At 50.4% G+C, this 17,571-nt stretch carries 17 protein-coding genes; 12 read left to right on the forward strand and 5 right to left on the reverse strand.

Going from position 1 to position 17,571, the window contains the following annotated elements; all coding sequences use genetic code 11:
• The first annotated feature begins 137 nt into the window (after positions 1-137).
• Together BLS49_RS13540 and BLS49_RS13545 are read left to right on the forward strand one after the other, a co-directional pair.
• Positions 138-452 (forward strand): MazG nucleotide pyrophosphohydrolase domain-containing protein, encoded by a 315-nt coding sequence (locus tag BLS49_RS13540; RefSeq protein ID WP_091231237.1) that lies wholly within the window; start codon positions 138-140, stop codon positions 450-452.
• A gap of 22 nt (positions 453-474) precedes the next feature.
• Positions 475-1,056 (forward strand): LOG family protein, encoded by a 582-nt coding sequence (locus BLS49_RS13545; protein ID WP_091231239.1) that lies wholly within the window; start codon positions 475-477, stop codon positions 1,054-1,056.
• A gap of 97 nt (positions 1,057-1,153) precedes the next feature.
• On the opposite strand, the gene BLS49_RS13550 is transcribed toward BLS49_RS13545, so the two are convergent.
• Together BLS49_RS13550 and BLS49_RS13555 are read right to left on the reverse strand one after the other, a co-directional pair.
• Positions 1,154-2,872, reverse strand: a complete 1,719-nt coding sequence (locus BLS49_RS13550; RefSeq protein WP_091231242.1) for a M56 family metallopeptidase — start codon at positions 2,870-2,872, stop codon at positions 1,154-1,156.
• A gap of 80 nt (positions 2,873-2,952) precedes the next feature.
• Positions 2,953-3,312 (reverse strand): BlaI/MecI/CopY family transcriptional regulator, encoded by a 360-nt coding sequence (locus tag BLS49_RS13555; RefSeq protein ID WP_091231245.1) that lies wholly within the window; start codon positions 3,310-3,312, stop codon positions 2,953-2,955.
• Between the two features lie 234 nt (positions 3,313-3,546).
• Here BLS49_RS13555 and BLS49_RS13560 point away from each other — a divergent pair, with 234 nt between their 5' ends.
• From BLS49_RS13560 to BLS49_RS13590, 7 genes are all read left to right on the forward strand, one after another.
• The gene (locus BLS49_RS13560; RefSeq protein WP_091231249.1) at positions 3,547-4,896 is read left to right on the forward strand and encodes an alpha/beta hydrolase; all 1,350 of its coding nucleotides are present in this window, start codon (positions 3,547-3,549) and stop codon (positions 4,894-4,896) included.
• A complete protein-coding gene (locus tag BLS49_RS13565) occupies positions 4,871-6,232 on the forward strand; it encodes an alpha/beta hydrolase (protein ID WP_091231253.1) in 1,362 nt (453 codons plus the stop codon). The genes BLS49_RS13560 and BLS49_RS13565 overlap by 26 nt, the downstream gene beginning before the upstream one ends.
• Positions 6,233-6,303: 71 nt before the next feature.
• The gene (locus tag BLS49_RS13570; protein ID WP_245742407.1) at positions 6,304-7,458 is read left to right on the forward strand and encodes an MFS transporter; all 1,155 of its coding nucleotides are present in this window, start codon (positions 6,304-6,306) and stop codon (positions 7,456-7,458) included.
• 5 nt (positions 7,459-7,463) lie between these two features.
• Complete coding sequence (locus BLS49_RS13575; RefSeq protein ID WP_091231257.1) at positions 7,464-8,750, forward strand: sugar ABC transporter substrate-binding protein; 1,287 nt, start codon at positions 7,464-7,466, stop codon at positions 8,748-8,750.
• A gap of 94 nt (positions 8,751-8,844) precedes the next feature.
• Complete coding sequence (locus BLS49_RS13580; RefSeq protein ID WP_091231259.1) at positions 8,845-10,158, forward strand: carbohydrate ABC transporter permease; 1,314 nt, start codon at positions 8,845-8,847, stop codon at positions 10,156-10,158.
• Positions 10,155-11,003, forward strand: a complete 849-nt coding sequence (locus BLS49_RS13585; protein WP_091231261.1) for a sugar ABC transporter permease — start codon at positions 10,155-10,157, stop codon at positions 11,001-11,003. The genes BLS49_RS13580 and BLS49_RS13585 overlap by 4 nt, the downstream gene beginning before the upstream one ends.
• A 36-nt stretch (positions 11,004-11,039) precedes the next feature.
• Complete coding sequence (locus BLS49_RS13590) at positions 11,040-12,005, forward strand: LacI family DNA-binding transcriptional regulator (RefSeq protein ID WP_091231264.1); 966 nt, start codon at positions 11,040-11,042, stop codon at positions 12,003-12,005.
• A 132-nt stretch (positions 12,006-12,137) separates the two neighbouring features.
• Here BLS49_RS13590 and BLS49_RS13595 read toward each other — a convergent pair whose 3' ends face one another.
• The 3 genes from BLS49_RS13595 to BLS49_RS13605 all read right to left on the reverse strand — a co-directional run bounded on the left by BLS49_RS13595 (position 12,138) and on the right by BLS49_RS13605 (position 13,730).
• Entirely contained in the window at positions 12,138-12,623 is a 486-nt protein-coding gene (locus BLS49_RS13595) for a tetratricopeptide repeat protein (protein ID WP_091231267.1), read from the reverse strand.
• A gap of 235 nt (positions 12,624-12,858) precedes the next feature.
• On the reverse strand, positions 12,859-13,314 hold the full coding sequence (locus BLS49_RS13600; protein ID WP_091231269.1) for a chemotaxis protein CheX: 456 nt from the start codon (positions 13,312-13,314) through the stop codon (positions 12,859-12,861).
• Positions 13,311-13,730: a bacteriohemerythrin gene (locus BLS49_RS13605; protein ID WP_091231273.1), complete on the reverse strand. Its 420-nt coding sequence runs from the start codon at positions 13,728-13,730 to the stop codon at positions 13,311-13,313. The genes BLS49_RS13600 and BLS49_RS13605 overlap by 4 nt, the downstream gene beginning before the upstream one ends.
• A 534-nt stretch (positions 13,731-14,264) precedes the next feature.
• Between BLS49_RS13605 and BLS49_RS13610 the strand changes: the two genes are divergently transcribed.
• Genes BLS49_RS13610 through BLS49_RS13620 form a run of 3 tightly spaced genes read left to right on the forward strand, consistent with a single transcriptional unit; the run spans position 14,265 to position 17,571 of the window.
• Complete coding sequence (locus BLS49_RS13610) at positions 14,265-15,221, forward strand: thiamine pyrophosphate-dependent dehydrogenase E1 component subunit alpha (RefSeq protein ID WP_091231489.1); 957 nt, start codon at positions 14,265-14,267, stop codon at positions 15,219-15,221.
• Positions 15,218-16,198: an alpha-ketoacid dehydrogenase subunit beta gene (locus tag BLS49_RS13615; protein WP_091231276.1), complete on the forward strand. Its 981-nt coding sequence runs from the start codon at positions 15,218-15,220 to the stop codon at positions 16,196-16,198. The genes BLS49_RS13610 and BLS49_RS13615 overlap by 4 nt, the downstream gene beginning before the upstream one ends.
• Before the next feature lie 41 nt (positions 16,199-16,239).
• Entirely contained in the window at positions 16,240-17,571 is a 1,332-nt protein-coding gene (locus BLS49_RS13620) for a dihydrolipoamide acetyltransferase family protein (protein WP_091231279.1), read from the forward strand.

A 17,571-nucleotide genomic window follows, 5' to 3' on the forward strand; every position in this document is an offset into this window, starting at 1 on the left:
GAGTCATTAAAGCTCTCGTTAATTTGGATGCCGTGGCAGATCACCGGCGGGATTTCTGCAAGCTGTTCATTATAAATCATCTATGCTATAATACTACGGCGAACATATGATCTCATTAAATGATTGGAGTCAGAGCCATGGACATTAATGAATTTCAACAATGGGTCAAGCAATATTACGACGAAAGAAATTGGTCCGGTCTGGATATTTTTATCCGCATCGGTTTTCTCGCTGAAGAGACCGGAGAAGTAGCCAGAGCTATACGTGCTCTTGAAATCGGCAGAGATCGGCCGGATGAGGCAGCAGGAACATATGAAGAGAATAAAAAAAATTTAACGGAAGAATTAGGGGATGTTCTGGGCAATTTAATTGTTATAGCAAATAAGTATGATATATCGTTAACCGAAGTTTTTGAAGCGCATCAGAGCAAATTGGCGGGCAGATATTCTTAAACTTAAGGAGAGTATAGAAGACATGAACAGTATTGCAGTATTTTGCGGATCAAGTGAAGGGGCATCAGAGGTTTATAAGGAAAATGCCATGATGCTGGGAAGAGAGCTGGCGGAAAGAAACATTACCCTTATTTATGGGGGAGCAAGCGTTGGTTTGATGGGGGCGGTTGCAGATGCTGTACTAGATGCCGGAGGCAAAGCGATCGGTGTGATTCCGCATTTTTTGGACAGCAGAGAAATTGCCCACAAAAATTTGACGGAGCTTATTGTTGTCGAATCTATGCATGAGCGAAAATCCCAAATGGCTGATCTTTCGGACGGCTTTCTTGCTCTTCCCGGAGGTCCCGGGACGATGGAGGAGTATTTCGAAATCTTCACTTGGGCACAGCTCGGTCTGCATTCGAAGCCCTGCGGCTTGTTGAACATTAATCACTATTACGATCCGCTTATTACCTTGTTTGATCGAATGTTAGGGGAACAGTTCATGCAGGAGAAATACCGCTCTATGATCGTTACTGACACTACTCCGCAAGGAATTCTGGAGCAGTTCTCCCATTACAAGTCTCCATCTGTCAAAACATATCTTACGGAAGAAAGAGTTTAACGGAATGAGGGACGAAGAGTTTTATCGCGGGATCATCTTCCCAATATCAGCTTTCTGTTTATGGGGTTGCGATAAAATCTCTTCGTCTCCTTAATAATTAGTCTACGATATCAATTCCAGTCAGCTTTCCTTCTCCGTCAGCAGTATAGTCACGTACTGTCTGAACATTGATTTCTCCTTTATCATCAGGGTTATAGATTTGGCGAATAGAGCCCTGGAATTTTCCGCTATCCATAGCCTCTCCATTTGACGATATGATGTCAAGAAACTCCCGAACGAGCTTTCCATTATAATAAAAGTAGTCTTTCTTCTTATCATAGGTTAAGCCAAACGGCTCGTAAACGGCGTACATTTTTGCGAGCTCATCCGGTGTCATCGTATCCTCCGAGCTAGATGCAGTCGAAGCGCTTCCTTGAAACAATTCCTGTGTAGAGGCAGTGTCATCGCCCGTGTAGGATTCATCGTCGGATACAGCATAAGCCTGAGACGGACTTTTAAGCGCATCGATATCCCTCGCGTCAAACTCCGCCTGACTGTAAGCCTCTACTCCTATCAGTTTGCCGCCGGAGTCAACAGTGCTATCGGATTGGGGCAATTTTGATTTATTCCGTACACCATGCACGTCTATCGTACCTTTTTCATTCAAATAGTCGATTCCTGTGCTGCTGCTTTCTCCAATCGGGTAGAAGTCTTCAAAATACCTGACCAATTCTCCTTTGTAAAATAACTGATCCGTACTTGCAGTGTAAGTAAGTCCGTATGGCTCATAAACAGCAAACATTTTGGCCCTGTTCTCCGGCGTTTCCGTGTAAACGGCTTCCTCAGCGTAAGTAGCCTCCGGTTTATGATCAGCCCCGGAAGCTGCGTTCGTAGCGAAAACAGTCACAGTGCCAACAACCAGTGCAGAGGCAAGGACTACTCCCAGAATTGACGTTCTCTTCATTTTCATGATTGCCACAATCCTTTCTTCAATCGCGTTTTTACTGAAATGGTTAATTAGAGGGGCGAAGCCATTGTTCTTTTCCGCCAGTCCGATGAGGGTCAGGGCGTATGAGGATTTCAGCGTTTCTCCGAATGATCGAACTACTGTTTCGTCACAGGACAATTCAATGTCACGGTTATACAAAATGTACATGACCCACACAAGGGGGTTAAACCAATGTACACACAGAGCAGCGACAAGCAGGAGCTTTGTCAGTGTGTCAAAACGGCGAATATGCACAAACTCGTGCATCAGGATGTATCCCAGTCTTGTTTCATCTGCCCAGTCGATTGTCTTGGGAAGCAGTACCACAGGACGAAAAATTCCATAGGTCAAAGGGGTGGATATCCTGTCAGACTGCCGGATTTCTACCTTTCGCCATGTTGGATGCCCCGACTTCCAGGCCTGTACAAATTCGTTGTTCACGGGCAGCGCGGTTTTGTACTCTCTGCGGCAGCGCAGATGGGTGATCAGGAAAAACATAGCGCTGGCAATCATACCGACTAACCAGATCATAAGAAAAGGGGAGACGCTGGAGGTAGCTGCTTCCACCAACGGGCTGCTATACGTACCAGCTGCTATGTCAATCGTATGATTTACATTGGTCTCAGTCATCTGAACGTCTGTAGCTGAATATTTGCTTTTCAGCATATTTGCCGCCTCAAAAATACTGAATGACGACGGAATGGAGACAGGGATGAGCAGGCGGCACAGTGCTACAGCCCACAGTGCAAGCAATGTCTTCTTTGGCAGCCGATGCAATGCAAGCGAACGGATGATGAGAATGACTAAAATAAGAATGGCCGCCGACAGGCTCATATTTAATAGGGTCAATACCAACACCTTCTTTCAAAGCGTCTCACGCTTAGTAGCTGAAGCAATGGAGACCGGAACTATTCGACAGCAATTTCTCCTTATTTCAGCTTGCTGACAAGCTCTTTCAGCCTGTTGATCTCGTCCGGCGATAAATTGCTCCTTCCTAAAATGGATGCCACAAGCTGATCGGCTGCGCCATCGTACATTTTATTGATTAGCTCTGTAGTTTCCAATTCTCTTGCCTGATCAATGGACACCAGCGGATGGCAGACAAAGTTTGGTTCAAGCCGTTGAATAGCTCCCTTGTCAATGCATCTCTTGATCAGTGTGTAGGTAGTGGTTTTGCTCCAGCCGACCTGCTCCTTTAAGATTTCTGCCACCTGTTTGGCGGTAATATCACCATTCTTCCACAGGACATCCATAATTTTGAGCTCTGAATCAAACAATTTAATTTCCATGATGACACTCCTTTTACGTATCCAATCTACTGCAGTAGAACGTGCACACACTTATTCTATTCCAGTAGAACGATATTGTCAATCTCAGGAAATCTATTCAACCCTGTGTCTCATTATCATTTTCCATGTTGACAAAAATAAAAGGCTGGATTAGAATCTACTTAACTTAAACGTATAAGTGGTATACATTAAACGATTAAGTATAATATTTTTTTTATTGGAGGCTGATTTCTAATGGGAGTGGAGATCGTCACACTTTCTAATGTGTATTCGAAGCATTTGGACAATTCACGTGATGTTTTCGTCTATTTACCCCCTTCTTATCATGAAGCGGAGATGCGCCGGTATCCGGTGCTTTATGCGCATGACGGACAGCACATGTTCGCGTCCGACGGGAAGGGTTCCTCGTGGGAGATGCATCGGACGGCGGATCGGTTAAGCAGGGAAGGCTGGATGAAAGAAGTGATTATCGTAGCCATCTCGTCGATTTCGGATCAACGGGTGTCAGAATATTTCCACGATAATTCGGGAGTCAGTGAAGCGTTCCACGCTACCTGCAAGGGGGAGCTGTACGAACGGTTTCTCATCGAGGAACTGAAGCCGATGATCGATGGCATGTATCGCACATTGGCGGATAGGGAGCATACCGCATTGATCGGTTCGTCGGCGGGCGGGCTTGTCTCATACCATATCGCGTTTCGCAGACCGGACGTATTCGGTCAGGTTGCGATTCTGTCGCCTTTTTTCGTGCATGCTGTTGTGAACGAGCAAGGAGACGGTACAAGCAAGCATGAACCGGTGAGCGAAACTAAAATTTATCGCTCTTACCGTGTCAAGCCGTCTGTGCGGGTTTGGATCGATATCGGCGGAGCGGAGGGCATCATCATGCCCCGTCACGTACGTGCACTTGTCGACGAACTGATCGAGGCGGGCTTTAAGCCAGGTGAAGATCTGATGTTTATGCTTGACGAGGAGGCCGGCCATTCCCAGGAGGATTGGGCGAGACGGCTGCATAGCCCGCTGCTGTATCTGTTCGGCGAGATCGGCCGCCCCAGCAGCCTGCGGCTAACAGGGAGAAGGCAAGTTGGCCTGCAGGGGCTGCGGGTTCAGTTATATCCAAAGGTTACGTACGACACAGGCTTCGAAATGAATTTGCTGGCTGCTGAATATACGGTGGACCGACCGGAAGTGCTGACGGTTGGATCAGATGGCTTGATCGTTCCGCTGACCGAAGGGGAGGCGGAGGTGACGGTCACGTATGACGGTGTAGCCGGATCGGCTCGCTTCGAGGTCGTCCCGGAATTGTCGGATAATGTGTCGGTTGAAATCAGTGTAACCGTCCCGCCGACCACCCCCGCTGATGCCCGGATACATGCGGGCTTCGAAATTCCGAAAGTAGGGAACGGCTTTTACAAGGGCAGCTTTGTGCTGCCAAGGGATCTGGTGTTCGATGTGAAAGTATCACGGGGCTTCGGCTTTCATGAGAAAAGGGAAACAAGCAGGCGGTTCAACACCTCCGAGCCGGTCAGCCTTCATTTCATCGTAGAGGAGTGGGAGGATGATTCATCCGAAACCGCAGGCTGAGCGATTGCTGAGGATTCCCGCCTTCGCCTCCGCGGCGCTGGGGAATGAGCGGGGCATTCATATTTACTTGCCCCCCGGGTACGACAAGGAGCCAGACAGGCATTATCCAGTGCTATACATGCACGACGGTCAGGGAATCTTCGATCCGAATCCGTTCTCCAACAGCTCCTGGCAAGTTCACCGGACGGCCGACCGTTTGATCTCGGAAGGGCTGATGGCGCCTATACTTATCGTGGGCATCGACAACAACGGCGAGGATCGGTTGAACGAATACGCCTTCGCTGTCGGGGGAGGAACCTGTATCCCCGGCGCTCCGGACATTGTTTGCAAGGGGGAGGCATACGAGAGATTTCTGATCGAGGAACTTAAGCCCTATATCGATCGGTCATTCCGCACCTTGCCGGACCGGGAGCATACGGCGCTGATGGGCTCGTCGATGGGCGGTCTCGCCACTTATCACCTTGGTTTCCGAAATCCGCATATTTTCTCGAAGCTGGGCATTCTGTCGCCTTATTTCATTCGCTTGGACCCGAACACACTTGAGGAAACCCGGTTCTATAATCGATATGCCAGAACCGCAGATTTGAAGCTGTGGATCGACATCGGAGAGATTGAAGCGAACATTCTCGTCCGCCATGTAAGAGGATTTGTTGAGGAACTGGTGGAGCAAGGCTATACTCCTGGCGACAATCTGATGTTTTACGAGGTGCCGGGAGCAGCACATACGGAGCAGGATTGGGCAGTACGGGTGCATTTGCCGCTGCTGTACTTCTTCGGCTATCCGGGTAAAGCAGTTGCCGCCGAGCTTTACGGAAGCGCCGAATTCGGGCTGACAGGCATGACGGGTTGGCTTAACGCGGTCATCGCGTATGACACCGGCTTTCGAATGACGGATCTGAACGGTACGTTTGAGGCGGACGATCCTTCGATACTGACCGTAGGAAGAGACGGCGTCGTCAAGCCATTCCGTGAAGGAATGACGCGCATTGTTTATAGCGGACAGGACGTGCGTGCGCAGACAGAGGCAACGGTGATTGGGCATTTGTCCGAGCATGTGAAAGTGTCGGTCCGCATTGAGGTTCCTCCGGATACACCGGCCAATGCAGCTCTCCTGATCGGGAAATTAGTTGTTCCGCGTACATCCGACCAGTTGTTCTGCGGTGAATTCCTGCTTCCGAGGGATATGACGGTCCGCTGCAAAATCGTGACCGATCTTGGGATACACGAAGCAGGGCCGAACGGAGAGGATATTCCGTACCGGATCATCCACTGGAGTAAGGAACGGAATCCTGTATACCGTGTGGAGACTTGGGAGAGACGGAACGGAGCGATATGAAAAGGAAAGCAGTCTTCCCCTACATTGCGGGCCAAGCGTTCGCCGTCATTGGCGTTTGGATGCATCTGACGATGCTGTCTACGCTGGCGCTGCGTCTGACGGAATCGGCCTTATGGCTGGGGGTTACGTTGGCTGCCTACAGCCTGCCGACACTGCTCTTTTCCTGGTTCGTTGGTGCTCTGCTGAACAGATGGCGCGTGAAGACGATGCTGCTATGGATACAGGCGCTTCAGGCGGTCATTATGATGGCATATGCGGTGTTTCTGGCTCTGGATCGAATGGCGCCAGGCCCGCTCATGACACTGGCGCTACTATCAGGAATCCTCTACACCGTCGATCTCCCCGGAAGGCAGTTGATGCTGACCCGGCTGTTCGGGAATGAACGGGTAATGCAGGCGATTGCGCTAAACTCCGTTGCATTCAATGGCGCCAGAATTGTTGGTCCGCTGCTTGCAGGTCTGTTCCTCGTGTCGCCGGATCTGTCATGGGGATTCGCCGTCAACGGATTGTTATTCACCGCTGCGTTCGGTTGTCTGCTGCTGGTGGAGTCGCCTGCGGAGAGCGACGGGACGCAGGCGGGGGCCGGGCCAGAGCCGGAAACAGCAGCCCGGCTTCAGCCCCGGATATGGAAGGTGCTGCTGCTTGTTTTCGTATCCGGGCTGCTGCTCATGAACTACAATACACTTCTGCCGATGTTCGCTGCTGAGCAAGGGGACTCCGGCAGCGGCTACAGTCGACTGCTTGCCTCCATGGGGGCGGGCTCTCTGGCGGCAGCCGTGATGATCACGTTTCGAAGCAGCTGGTTTCGGCATAATTTTCTCATTCCGTTATTTCCCGCGCTCATCGCCGTCGCCTACGCTGTACTGCCCTCATTGCCGCGGGGGCTGCCGACCCTTTTGCTGCTTGCGATATACGGATTTTTCCTGACGGGCTTTATCACTATGTCGAACGCAGCAGTGCTGCGCGAAGGCTCGAAGAGAGACAGGGCCAAATTAGCAAGCGTTTTCAACATGCTGTTAAACGGGTTTGTTCCACTTGGGAATATGCTGACTGGCATTTTCCTTCACTATTTGGGCGTGTCCGGCAGCTTCTATTTGATCAGCGGCAGCACACTTCTATTTTTGGTGGTATGGCTGGCGTACAGCAGACTGAAGGGAGGTGGAGACGTTCACGTTCGTTACCGACAATCGCCTGAAGCCCGACCCCATCACACACGAGAGAGGTAGAGATCATGAAAAAAATGATGAGTCTTGTTGTTGCACTCGCAGCACTACTCGCTATTGTTGCCTGCAGCAACGATAAAACGGAGCCCGCCGGTACTGCTATCCAGACGGAAAACAGCACTGACAGCGAGGTATTACAGGAGCCTGGAGCCGAGCTGCTGGTATGGGCGAGCAAAGAAGAGCTTCCGTTTATAAATGAGATTTCTAAACAGTTTACTGAAAAATACGGTGTTCCGGTCATGATCCAGGAAGTCGGAGCCAGCGATACGCTGGGCAAGCTGACTACGGACGGTCCGGCCCAGATTGGGGCCGATCTGGTTACGTTTACGCACGATCAACTAGGCAAAGCGGTCTCCGCGGGACTGGTGCTGCCCAACGACGCTTGGCAGGAGGATACGAGAAAAACGAATAAGGACAACGTTATCCAAGCCGTCACGTACGGTAATATCATGTACGGCTATCCGCTTTCCCTGGAATCCAACGTCTTGTTCTACAACAAGCAGCTCGTGCCGGAGCCGCCTGCCTCCTTTGAGGAAGTGGTGGAATTCGCCAAAGGGTTCAACGATCCTGGAAAGTCACAGTTTGCGTTAATGTGGGAAATCGAAAACTTTTATTTCAACTATATGTTCATCGCATCCGATGGTGGATATGTATTCGGCAACAACGGGGTCAACTTCAATGACATTGGCCTTAACAACGAAGGAGCGGTAAAAGGTGTCGCGTACTACGGCACACTGAAAGACAAACTGCTGCCAATGCGTACTGGCGACGTGACTTACGACGTCAAGAAGGGTCTGTTTCTGGGCGGCCAGCTTGCGATGAATATTGACGGTCCCTGGCTTATCCACGAATTGAGAGAGCAGAAAGACCGATTCGGCGCCGCTCCGCTTCCATCAATTAACGGGAAGCCCGCCGTCTCTTTCTTTGGGGTGAAATCGTTGTATGTCAATGCGTACACGAAATATCCGAACGCGGCTAAGCTTTTTGCCCATTTCGCGTCTGATAAGGAAGCGCAGCTGCTCAACTTCCAATTGACCGGTGCGGCGCCTTCCCATTCGGAACTGATGACGGACCCGAATGTGCAGAAGGATGAATTCGTTAGCGCCATTACGAAGCAGTTCGAGCATTCCCAACCGATGCCGTCTATTCAACAGATGAGTTCCGTCTGGATTCCGATTGCCGCCGCGATGGCGGATGTCTGGAACAACGGCACGGACGCGAAGACCGCGCTGGACCATGCCGTAGGCCAGATCAAGGATTCGATATCCGGCGGTTCTTCCGGAGGCGGGCTGTAATCCACGGCCGCTCTGCACCAGGGGAGGGAGCGCTGCCCCCCGGCATCCAGCGGGTGAAGCGTTCCCTAATTGACAAAGAAAGGAATTGTGGGTCATGAAACGTTATACGCAAACCGCCTCTCTACTCTCGCTGCTCTGTATGGGATTGGGCCAATTATACAACCGGCAATTCAAGAAAGGGATAGTGTTCCTCGCGGCTCATGCCGCCGGGTTGCTCTACGCCATCCGATATGTGCCGGGAGCGCTCAAAGGGCTGGTTACGCTAGGGGAAGAGAGCTCCCGCATAGAGCTGGTTGGAAAAATATATCGGCACATCCCCGGAGACCATTCCATCTACCTGATGATCGAAGGGCTGATCGTTCTGCTGCTGGCTGCCGTCTACGTCTTCATCTATTGGCTGAACGTCAAAGATGCGCAGCATGTGGAGCGGATGAGAGCGTCCGGTCTGGTTCCCCGCACTTTCCGTCAGGATGTCCGCGCGCTGCTGGATCATAAATTCGCTTACTTGATGCTCATCCTTCCGGGGATCGGAATTTTGGTTTTTACGGTTATGCCAATCATATTCATGATATTGCTGGCCTTTACGAACTATTCCGCTCCAGATCATATTCCGCCGGCCAAGCTGGTGGATTGGGCAGGCTTCCAGTCGTTCGTCGATCTTCTTCAACTCAAAACGTGGAGCAATACGTTCTACGGCATCCTCGGCTGGACGATCGTATGGGCAGTTCTGTCCACGGTTACAACGTATTTTGGCGGCATCTTCGTCGCGTTGCTGATTCAAAAACGGGGCATCCGGCTGAAAACAGTGTGGCGAACTATTCTGATTCTGCCCTATGCGATTCCGCAAATTATTTCTCTGCTCGTTATGCGAAATTTATTCAATGGTCAATTCGGTCCAGTCAACCAGTACTTGTCCTACTTTGGCCTGGGCAAGCTGCCGTGGCTGACCGATCCGCTGTGGGCGAAAGCGACGGTCATCACCGTGAACATGTGGATCGGCATGCCGCTGACGATGGTTCTGATGATTGGCGTGCTGTCGACGATTCCGAAGGAATTGTATGAGGCGGCCGAAGTGGACGGGGCGTCACGAATGAGGCAGTTCCGGTTCATCACGCTGCCGATGATTCTGTTCTCCACCGCACCGATTCTGATCATTCAGTTCGCAGGCAATTTCAACAACTTTAACGTCATCTACCTGATGACGAACGGTAATCCAGTCCAGCCGGACTATCAATATGCGGGCAGCACAGATTTGCTGGTCACCTGGCTGTACAAGCTGACGCTGGAGACCAACAATTTTAACACGGCTTCAGCGATCGGAATCATAATATTCATCATCGTCGCCGGCTTGTCTGTCGGCAGCTATCGCCGATCCAGATCTTTCAGAGAGGAGGACATGATTCAATGAACGGTGGCTACAAGAGCAAGAGAAGCTGGACGAACGTTATTTGCTACGCCATTCTCGTCATTCTGTCGATCGGTACGCTGTACCCCGTCCTGTGGGTCGTACTGTCTTCATTTCGCGAGGGCAGCTCGCTGTACAGCCCTACCCCGTTGCCGAAGGCGAGCACGCTGGCGCATTACCGCGAGCTGTTCGATTCCCGGTCGCTACTCTTTACGAGATGGTACTGGAATACGTTGAAAATATCAGTCGTCAGCATGATTCTCGGGACCTTCCTGACGACGCTAGTGGCGTACGTCTTTTCGCGGTTTCGCTTCTATGGCAGGCGCGCGTCCATGTCAGTGCTGTTGTCGCTCAGCATGTTTCCCGGCTTCATGAGCATGATTGCCATTTATATTTTGCTGCTCCAGTTGAAGCTATTGGACACGCATCTTGCCCTTATTCTCGTCTACTCCGCAGGGGCTCCGATCTTCGGTACGTTTGTGTCCAAAGGCTTTCTGGACACAATTCCGCGGAGCATTGACGAATCGGCCCGCATCGACGGCGCTAGCCATTTTCGGGTGTTCGTGTCGATCAATTTGCCGCTGGCACGACCGATGCTGACGTATTTAGCGTTAACGAATTTCGTCGGCGCGTGGGTCGATTTCATCTTCGCGAGACTGATTCTGCGCTCCAAGGAGCAATGGACAGTGGCGGTCGGCTTGTGGGATATGGTATCATCCTACCAGAGCAGTAATTTTACACTGTTTTCGGCAGGTGCAGTGCTCGTGGCAATTCCGATTACGGTGCTGTTTCTCTATTTGCAGCGTTATATGGTCGGGGGATTGACGGCGGGAGCTTCCAAGGGTTAATCCGGTCGAGAGCAGCGAATTTATGAGGTGTTGGATGTGAAAAAAGTGACGATGAAGGACATCGCCCGCGAAGCGAATGTTTCGGTGGCGACGGTCAGCTATATTTTGAACAAAGTGGATAACCAGAAAATAACGGACGAGACGCGCTGCCGGGTGCTGGACACCGCCAAAAAGCTGAATTATATTCCGAGCCTGACGGCACGTTCTCTCGTCAAGGGGAAGTCCGGTATGTTGGCGCTGCTATTCAACCGCAGCGAACGGGACGGAATCTGGAAGAAGCTGTATTACGGCATGCTGGCCGAACGAACGGAAGCGCTCTGCGAGCAGGCGGGCTACCACCTGCTAGTCCTTGGCATGGACGCAGAGCGGCCAAGTCCCGACATCGTGCAGCAGCGGGAAGTGGACGGGGTGCTGCTGGCTGACGTGAAGAAGGAAGCATTTCGGGACATTTCCATCCACTTCAACATCGGAGTGCCGATCGTGCTATTGGACAGCTATATCGACGATCCGCTGTTTCACAAGGTCGTGATCGATTACCGACAGGCGTTCGCGTTATGGAAGGAACGGTCGGTCGGCAGAGACGGACGGCGCTTCCTTGTGCTGGACACATTCACAAACGAGAGTATGATGAAGGCAATCGTCGACGCTGCACAGCTCGACCCGGAATCGGTCTTCGTGCTAACGGCCGACAACGCGGATCGCTTGCCCGACTTTCTGGCGCGGCATCAAGGGGAGAGCGGCGCAGTACTGAACGAGTTTGTCGGCGTGTTCGTGGCTAACGCCTCGCGAGGGCTGGAGCTTGAGCTGACTGTCTTGTGTACGAGCGGCTGTCCGGAGCTGCTACCTCCGGATGTTCGCACGTTGAGAACGGAAAAGAACCGGGGACAACTCGATGTTGCATTTCAGATTATGCGGTTTTATATTGAATCGAAGGATAAGAATCCCGAATATTTGAGAACGGGAACGGGATACGGCCAGTACGTTTCCATTCCGCTGCAGTGAACCGATCATGAATCAGGGGAAAAGGTATGAAGCTCGTGAATCGCTTTTGCAGTGATTTGCGAGCCCTTTTCTTTTTTGGATCTGTTAAATCTTGGGGTTACTCTTATTATTTGTTAAAACAATTTCACAAAATTACTCCCAAATTTCATCTAATTTATCCGAATAGAAATCAATTGCTTTTTTATAACTCATAATATTTGTGTCTTTTGTCGTTTCTATAAGACATTTTAGTAACAACTCCATTGCTTTACTATGTTCGTTCAAATTATACAATGTCATTGAATAAAACGTTTGAATTGCTCTGTTATTTGGAAATTTTTCAATCCCCTTTTGAAATATCAGTTTTGACTTTTCATATTCTCCTAATGTTCTATATGTACTTCCTAATCCTATTAGTGCTCCTTCTAACTCCTCTGAAAACAACCCTAATTGGATTGCGTTTTCGTAAAACATTACTGCTTTCGCTTCTTCTCCTAATAAGTCGAAGCTCCAGGCACATTGATAGTTAATGGATGCATTATCAGGGAACTTCTGTACCAACTTTATAAGTATTTCGTTAGATTTTTTGTAATTTCCGTTCCTTCGTAAATCAATCGCTTCATCTAACTCTTTTTCCATCACTTTTACCTCCAAGTTTTACCGGTTGGCCACGAGAACACAAATCTGTTCCTATGATGATTATATCAGGAATTCGGCACGTATCTAAGATCAACATTTACCTGTAACAGAGCCTTCTTTTTAAGCTGCAGAAATACTAAAAAAAGAAACCCTACATCAAAGACGAGGGCTTCCCGGTAATCAGTGTATCACTAGGATACTTCTGTACATCTCTCGTATGAGCGTCGCAATTATACTATGCAACCTTTTTAACAAGCTGAATGTCGACGAGGAGCTGGCCGATGCTGGTTTCAAGCGTGAGCATCTTATCAGATTGGTTCCGACCGGAGCAGGTATCGGCAATCTCAATTGAAGGAGGCTGGATATCGCATTGTACCTGGTGCTCGAACAGACCGGTCATTGCATTGCCGCTGATGATGTTGACGACCTCGGAGATGGCGGAGGCGACGAAATCATCCAGCTCGTTCATTTCCATTCCGGAGAGGATGCGGACGATCTCCAGAGTCATGCTTTCAGGAAAGCAGTAATCAATTTTGCCCTCTAAATCGCCGACGATGCCAATGCTGACGTTGACGGCTTTATTTTTCAGCTCTGACAGCTGCTCCGGCGTCGTTTCCTGAATGTCCAGATCAAGCATCAGCCGAAACACCTCCTGGGTTGCTTTAAAAAAAGGATGGGAAAAGTCCGTCATGCTTCCACCTCCAGCCGATGGATATAGTCGGCAATCTTTTGATCGGTGGCAGCCACATGGTTGATCAGCCAGGCGACCAGCTTGCCTGCGAATTTTTGCACGAGAGGTTCCTCATAGCCCTGTTCCTCGAACAATTTCACGAATTCCTGAACCTCGGCGGTGAATTCAGCGTGAATCTCGCAATGCCGATTACAATCGGGGTAACCTACCTTTCTCTGATAGCACTCTTCGTCGTGAAAATGCTTCACCACGTATTCCTTCATAAATTCCAGCGTCTCTTTCACCTTCTCGACCTTAAGCTCCCATGGTTCTTTGGAGCGAAGCACGATCAAAAAGCTCTCCACCCGCTCAAACAATTCCATGTGCTGCTTGTCGATCAAATCCACGCCGAGCGTATACTTGTCCTTCCACATCATCAGTAGGTGTCCTCCTTGGTATTTTATGTAAATCTAAAAAGGGCAATCCTCATTATACGACACATACCGACAAAGTAACTATGAAATTTGTTGCGGTCAATTCGGGTAATCATTTCAGGATAATAATTCACTCTAACTAACGCTCAATTGGCAGAGGACTGTCAGACATGCGTTAAGCCAGCATCGTTAAAATTCCCAAAACGGGACGATTCTCACGTTTAAATTCCCATTTTGGGAATTTTTCAATGTCCTGATTAATTGTTGAGGCCCTCAAGTTCCTGCAGCTGTCGTAAAAATAAGTTTTCCGTACGCTGAACAAAGTTGGCACGGATTTTGCTTGTTATAAGGGTGAGCGCTTGTTTGTAGGGGAAAAGCGGATCAGGGGGAAGGAGTGATGGGTGTCAAGCCTGACAGAGCATACCTGATTTAGCAAACCCGATACGACCAAGCGGGATAAATCCAAACGAAAGCGACCGGGAGGGGATTGTTTTGAGTGGGAAGGCTTTGAGTATTCCAAAAGAGCTTGTTCTAGAGATGTATAAAAAAATGCAGCGTATCCGCAAGTTTGAAGAAACGGCGGCGACGTTTTTTGCCGAAGGCAAGATCCCTGGGTTTGTGCATTTGTATATCGGCGAGGAAGCAGTAGCCGTAGGCGCCTGCGCGAATTTAAGGGACGATGACTTTATAACTAGTACGCACCGCGGTCACGGTCATATCGTGGCCAAAGGCGGTAATTTGAAGCTGATGATGGCGGAGCTGTTCGGTAAAGAGAGCGGATACTGTAAGGGCAAAGGCGGCTCGATGCATATTGCGGATGCGGAACTCGGTATTCTTGGAGCGAACGGCATCGTCGGGGCTGGTCACAATATCGCGGTTGGTGCAGGCTGGAGCGCGCAATACAGAGGGACGGATCAGGTTAGCGTCTGCTTTTTTGGTGACGCTTCCACAAATATCAGTTCATTTCATGAAGCGATGAATTTGGCCAGCGTATGGAAGCTGCCGGTTATATTCGTCTGTGAGAACAATTTGTACGGCATCTCGGTCAGCCAGGAAAGACATCAGGCGATCAAGGACATCTCCCTGCGAGCGGCGGGCTACGGCATTCCTTCATTAACCGCGGACGGTAATGACGTGTTTGCAGTATATGAGCATGTGAATACGGCGATCGAACGGGCGAGAGCCGGCGGGGGACCGAGCTTGCTGGAATTTAAAACCTACCGGCACCGCGGCCATTTTGAAGGGGACACGGCAGCATACAGACCGGAGGAAGAGGTCGAGGAATGGCTCAAGAAAGACCCCATTCCGAGACTGGAGCGGTACATGCTGGATAAAAAAATAGCCGATGAGAAGCGAATAAGCGAAATATGCTCGGAAGTGGAAGCTGAAATTCGTGAGGCGCTTGATTTTGCATCCGGCAGTCAGGTTCCGGAGATTGGAACATCGGTTCTGAATATATACTCGGATTTGGTTGAGGAGGCGCGCGTACGATGAGAAAAATGACTTATGGCGAAGGAATCCGTGAGGCACTCCGCATTAAGATGCAGGAAGATCCAAACGTCGTGCTTCTGGGGGAAGATGTGGGGCCTTACGGTGGTACCTTTGGCGTGACTAAAGGACTGTGGGAGGAATTCGGCGAGCAGCGGGTTCGCGACACCCCGATATCAGAAGGCATTATTGTCGGCGCATCGGTCGGGGCAGCTGCAACTGGGCTGCGACCTGTCCCTGAGCTTATGTTTATGGATTTTTTGACGTTCGGGATGGACGGTCTGGTCAATCAGGCGGCCAAGATGAGATATATGTTTGGCGGCAAAATCTCTGTTCCGATGGTTCTGCGTCTGCCGACAGGGGGCGGAATGAACGCGGGCGCACAGCATTCCCAATCGCTTGAAGCCTGGGTAACTCATATTCCCGGCCTGAAGGTGGTGTTTCCATCCAATGCGGAGGATGCCTGGGGCTTGATGCTGACGGCTATTGAGGACGATAACCCGGTTTGCTATCTGGAGAGCAAGGCGCTGTATTCGCGCAAGAGTGAAGTGCCGGATCATGTTGCTCCGATTCCGTTCGGTCTGGCAAAAGTTAAACGGGAAGGCAGCGATGTCTCGATCATCACCTACGGTAAGCAGGTTCACGATGCGTTGACGGCTGCGGAACAGCTTGCGCAGGAGGGAATCGAGGCCGAGGTGATCGACTTGAGATCGCTGTATCCACTCGATAAGGAAGCCATCCGTGCTACCGTCGCCAAGACGCACCGTGCGGTCGTCGTTACGGAAGAGGTGAAGCGTGGCGGCTACGGCGGGGAGCTTTCCGCTATGATTTCAGAGGAACTATTCGATGAGCTTGATGCTCCTGTGGTAAGGATAGGCGCGCTGAACACGCCTGTTCCTTACGCTACTAATCTGGAAGCGGCGGTGCTCCCGAATGTTGCAGATATCGTCAATGGGATCAAGGGCATGGGCTTGAAAAAATAAGGTTCATTTAATAGAACAGCTCAAACATGGAGGTACGTAAAATGGCCGAATTTATCGTGATGCCCAAGCTGGGGCTGACCATGACAGAAGGAACTATATCCAATTGGCGGAAAGCCGAGGGAGAGCACATTGAGCAAGGGGACATTCTGTTCGATGTGGAGACCGACAAATTGTCCAATGAAATAGAGGCCAAAGTAAGCGGAATGCTCAGAAAAATCCTCGTTCAGGAAGGTGAAATCGAGGTGTTTCGTCCGGTAGCGATCATCGGCTCGCAGGATGAGGATATCAGCGCTTTGCTGTCCGGCGAAGGCGGTAATGTTCAGGGCGGAACCGACGAGGAGGTCCTTCCTGAAGCGACAGAGCCTGCTGACACGCCTGTCATCTCGGACGAAGCTGGGAAAGTGGATGGCCGAATCATAGCATCGCCTCTCGCCAAAAAAACAGCCGGTCATTTAGCAGTCGATTTGGCGCTAGTCCAAGGAACAGGCCCGGGAGGACGGATTATAGAGGCGGATGTACAGCAAGCAGCAGATACAAAGGGGGATAAGAAAACGAAGGCGTCACCAACCGCCGTGAAGACTGCCGCTGCTTTGGGCGTGGATATCTCCGGCATCCAAAAAGACGGGAGAATTATGAAGACGGATGTGCAGTCGTATTATGCAAACGCTCATCCGGCTGAAGTTGCTAACGGCACGGCCGATGAGGCGCGCAGGGTGCCGATGAACGCGATGAGGAAAGTGATCGCGAGACGGATGCTGGAAAGCCAGCGGATTTCGCCGACGGTGACCTACAATATGAAGGTGGATACGACGAATTTGGCGCTGCTGCGGGAGCAATTGAAAGATATTTATAAAGTAACCTACACCGATCTGCTAGTAAAAATCGCAGCGAAGGTGCTGATTGAATATCCATTGTTAAACTGCTCCATAGAGAACGACGAATTAGTGTTGAGAAATTATGTCAACATCGGAGTTGCTGTCGGGCTGGATGAAGGTTTAGTCGTTCCGGTTGTCAGGCATGCCGACCGCAAAGGGCTGCGCGAAGTGTCGGAGGAAGTGCAGGAGCTGGTTGCCAAAGCGAGAAATAACGGGCTTGCCCCGAGCGATATGTCGGGAGGCACATTCACGATTACCAACCTGGGAATGTACGGGATGGAATCATTCACTCCGATCATCAATCAGCCGGAAGTTGCGATATTGGGCGTAAATGCAATTATCGAGACGCCGGTAGCAGCAAACGGCCAAGTGACCGTGAAGCCGCTGATGAATTTGAGCCTCACTGCTGATCATAGAGCGGTGGATGGCGCTGTAGCAGCCGCTTTTATGCAAAAGTTGAAAAAGTACATTGAAAAACCTGCGCTTCTTCTACTATAA

This window comes from Fontibacillus panacisegetis (assembly GCF_900102215.1).
Taxonomy (GTDB): domain Bacteria; phylum Bacillota; class Bacilli; order Paenibacillales; family Paenibacillaceae; genus Fontibacillus; species Fontibacillus panacisegetis.

Excerpts from the sequence above, each read along its gene's own strand:
- BLS49_RS13540 (WP_091231237.1), top strand. The coding sequence starts at position 138 with ATGGACATTAATGAATTTCAACAATGGGTCAAGCAATATTACGACGAA.
- BLS49_RS13545 (WP_091231239.1), top strand. The coding sequence starts at position 475 with ATGAACAGTATTGCAGTATTTTGCGGATCAAGTGAAGGGGCATCAGAG.
- BLS49_RS13555 (WP_091231245.1), bottom strand. The coding sequence starts at position 3,312 with ATGGAAATTAAATTGTTTGATTCAGAGCTCAAAATTATGGATGTCCTG.
- BLS49_RS13560 (WP_091231249.1), top strand. The coding sequence starts at position 3,547 with ATGGGAGTGGAGATCGTCACACTTTCTAATGTGTATTCGAAGCATTTG.
- BLS49_RS13565 (WP_091231253.1), top strand. The coding sequence starts at position 4,871 with ATGATTCATCCGAAACCGCAGGCTGAGCGATTGCTGAGGATTCCCGCC.
- BLS49_RS13570 (WP_245742407.1), top strand. The coding sequence starts at position 6,304 with ATGCTGTCTACGCTGGCGCTGCGTCTGACGGAATCGGCCTTATGGCTG.
- BLS49_RS13575 (WP_091231257.1), top strand. The coding sequence starts at position 7,464 with ATGAAAAAAATGATGAGTCTTGTTGTTGCACTCGCAGCACTACTCGCT.
- BLS49_RS13580 (WP_091231259.1), top strand. The coding sequence starts at position 8,845 with ATGAAACGTTATACGCAAACCGCCTCTCTACTCTCGCTGCTCTGTATG.
- BLS49_RS13585 (WP_091231261.1), top strand. The coding sequence starts at position 10,155 with ATGAACGGTGGCTACAAGAGCAAGAGAAGCTGGACGAACGTTATTTGC.
- BLS49_RS13595 (WP_091231267.1), bottom strand. The coding sequence starts at position 12,623 with ATGGAAAAAGAGTTAGATGAAGCGATTGATTTACGAAGGAACGGAAAT.
- BLS49_RS13600 (WP_091231269.1), bottom strand. The coding sequence starts at position 13,314 with ATGACGGACTTTTCCCATCCTTTTTTTAAAGCAACCCAGGAGGTGTTT.
- BLS49_RS13605 (WP_091231273.1), bottom strand. The coding sequence starts at position 13,730 with ATGATGTGGAAGGACAAGTATACGCTCGGCGTGGATTTGATCGACAAG.
- BLS49_RS13610 (WP_091231489.1), top strand. The coding sequence starts at position 14,265 with ATGTATAAAAAAATGCAGCGTATCCGCAAGTTTGAAGAAACGGCGGCG.
- BLS49_RS13615 (WP_091231276.1), top strand. The coding sequence starts at position 15,218 with ATGAGAAAAATGACTTATGGCGAAGGAATCCGTGAGGCACTCCGCATT.
- BLS49_RS13620 (WP_091231279.1), top strand. The coding sequence starts at position 16,240 with ATGGCCGAATTTATCGTGATGCCCAAGCTGGGGCTGACCATGACAGAA.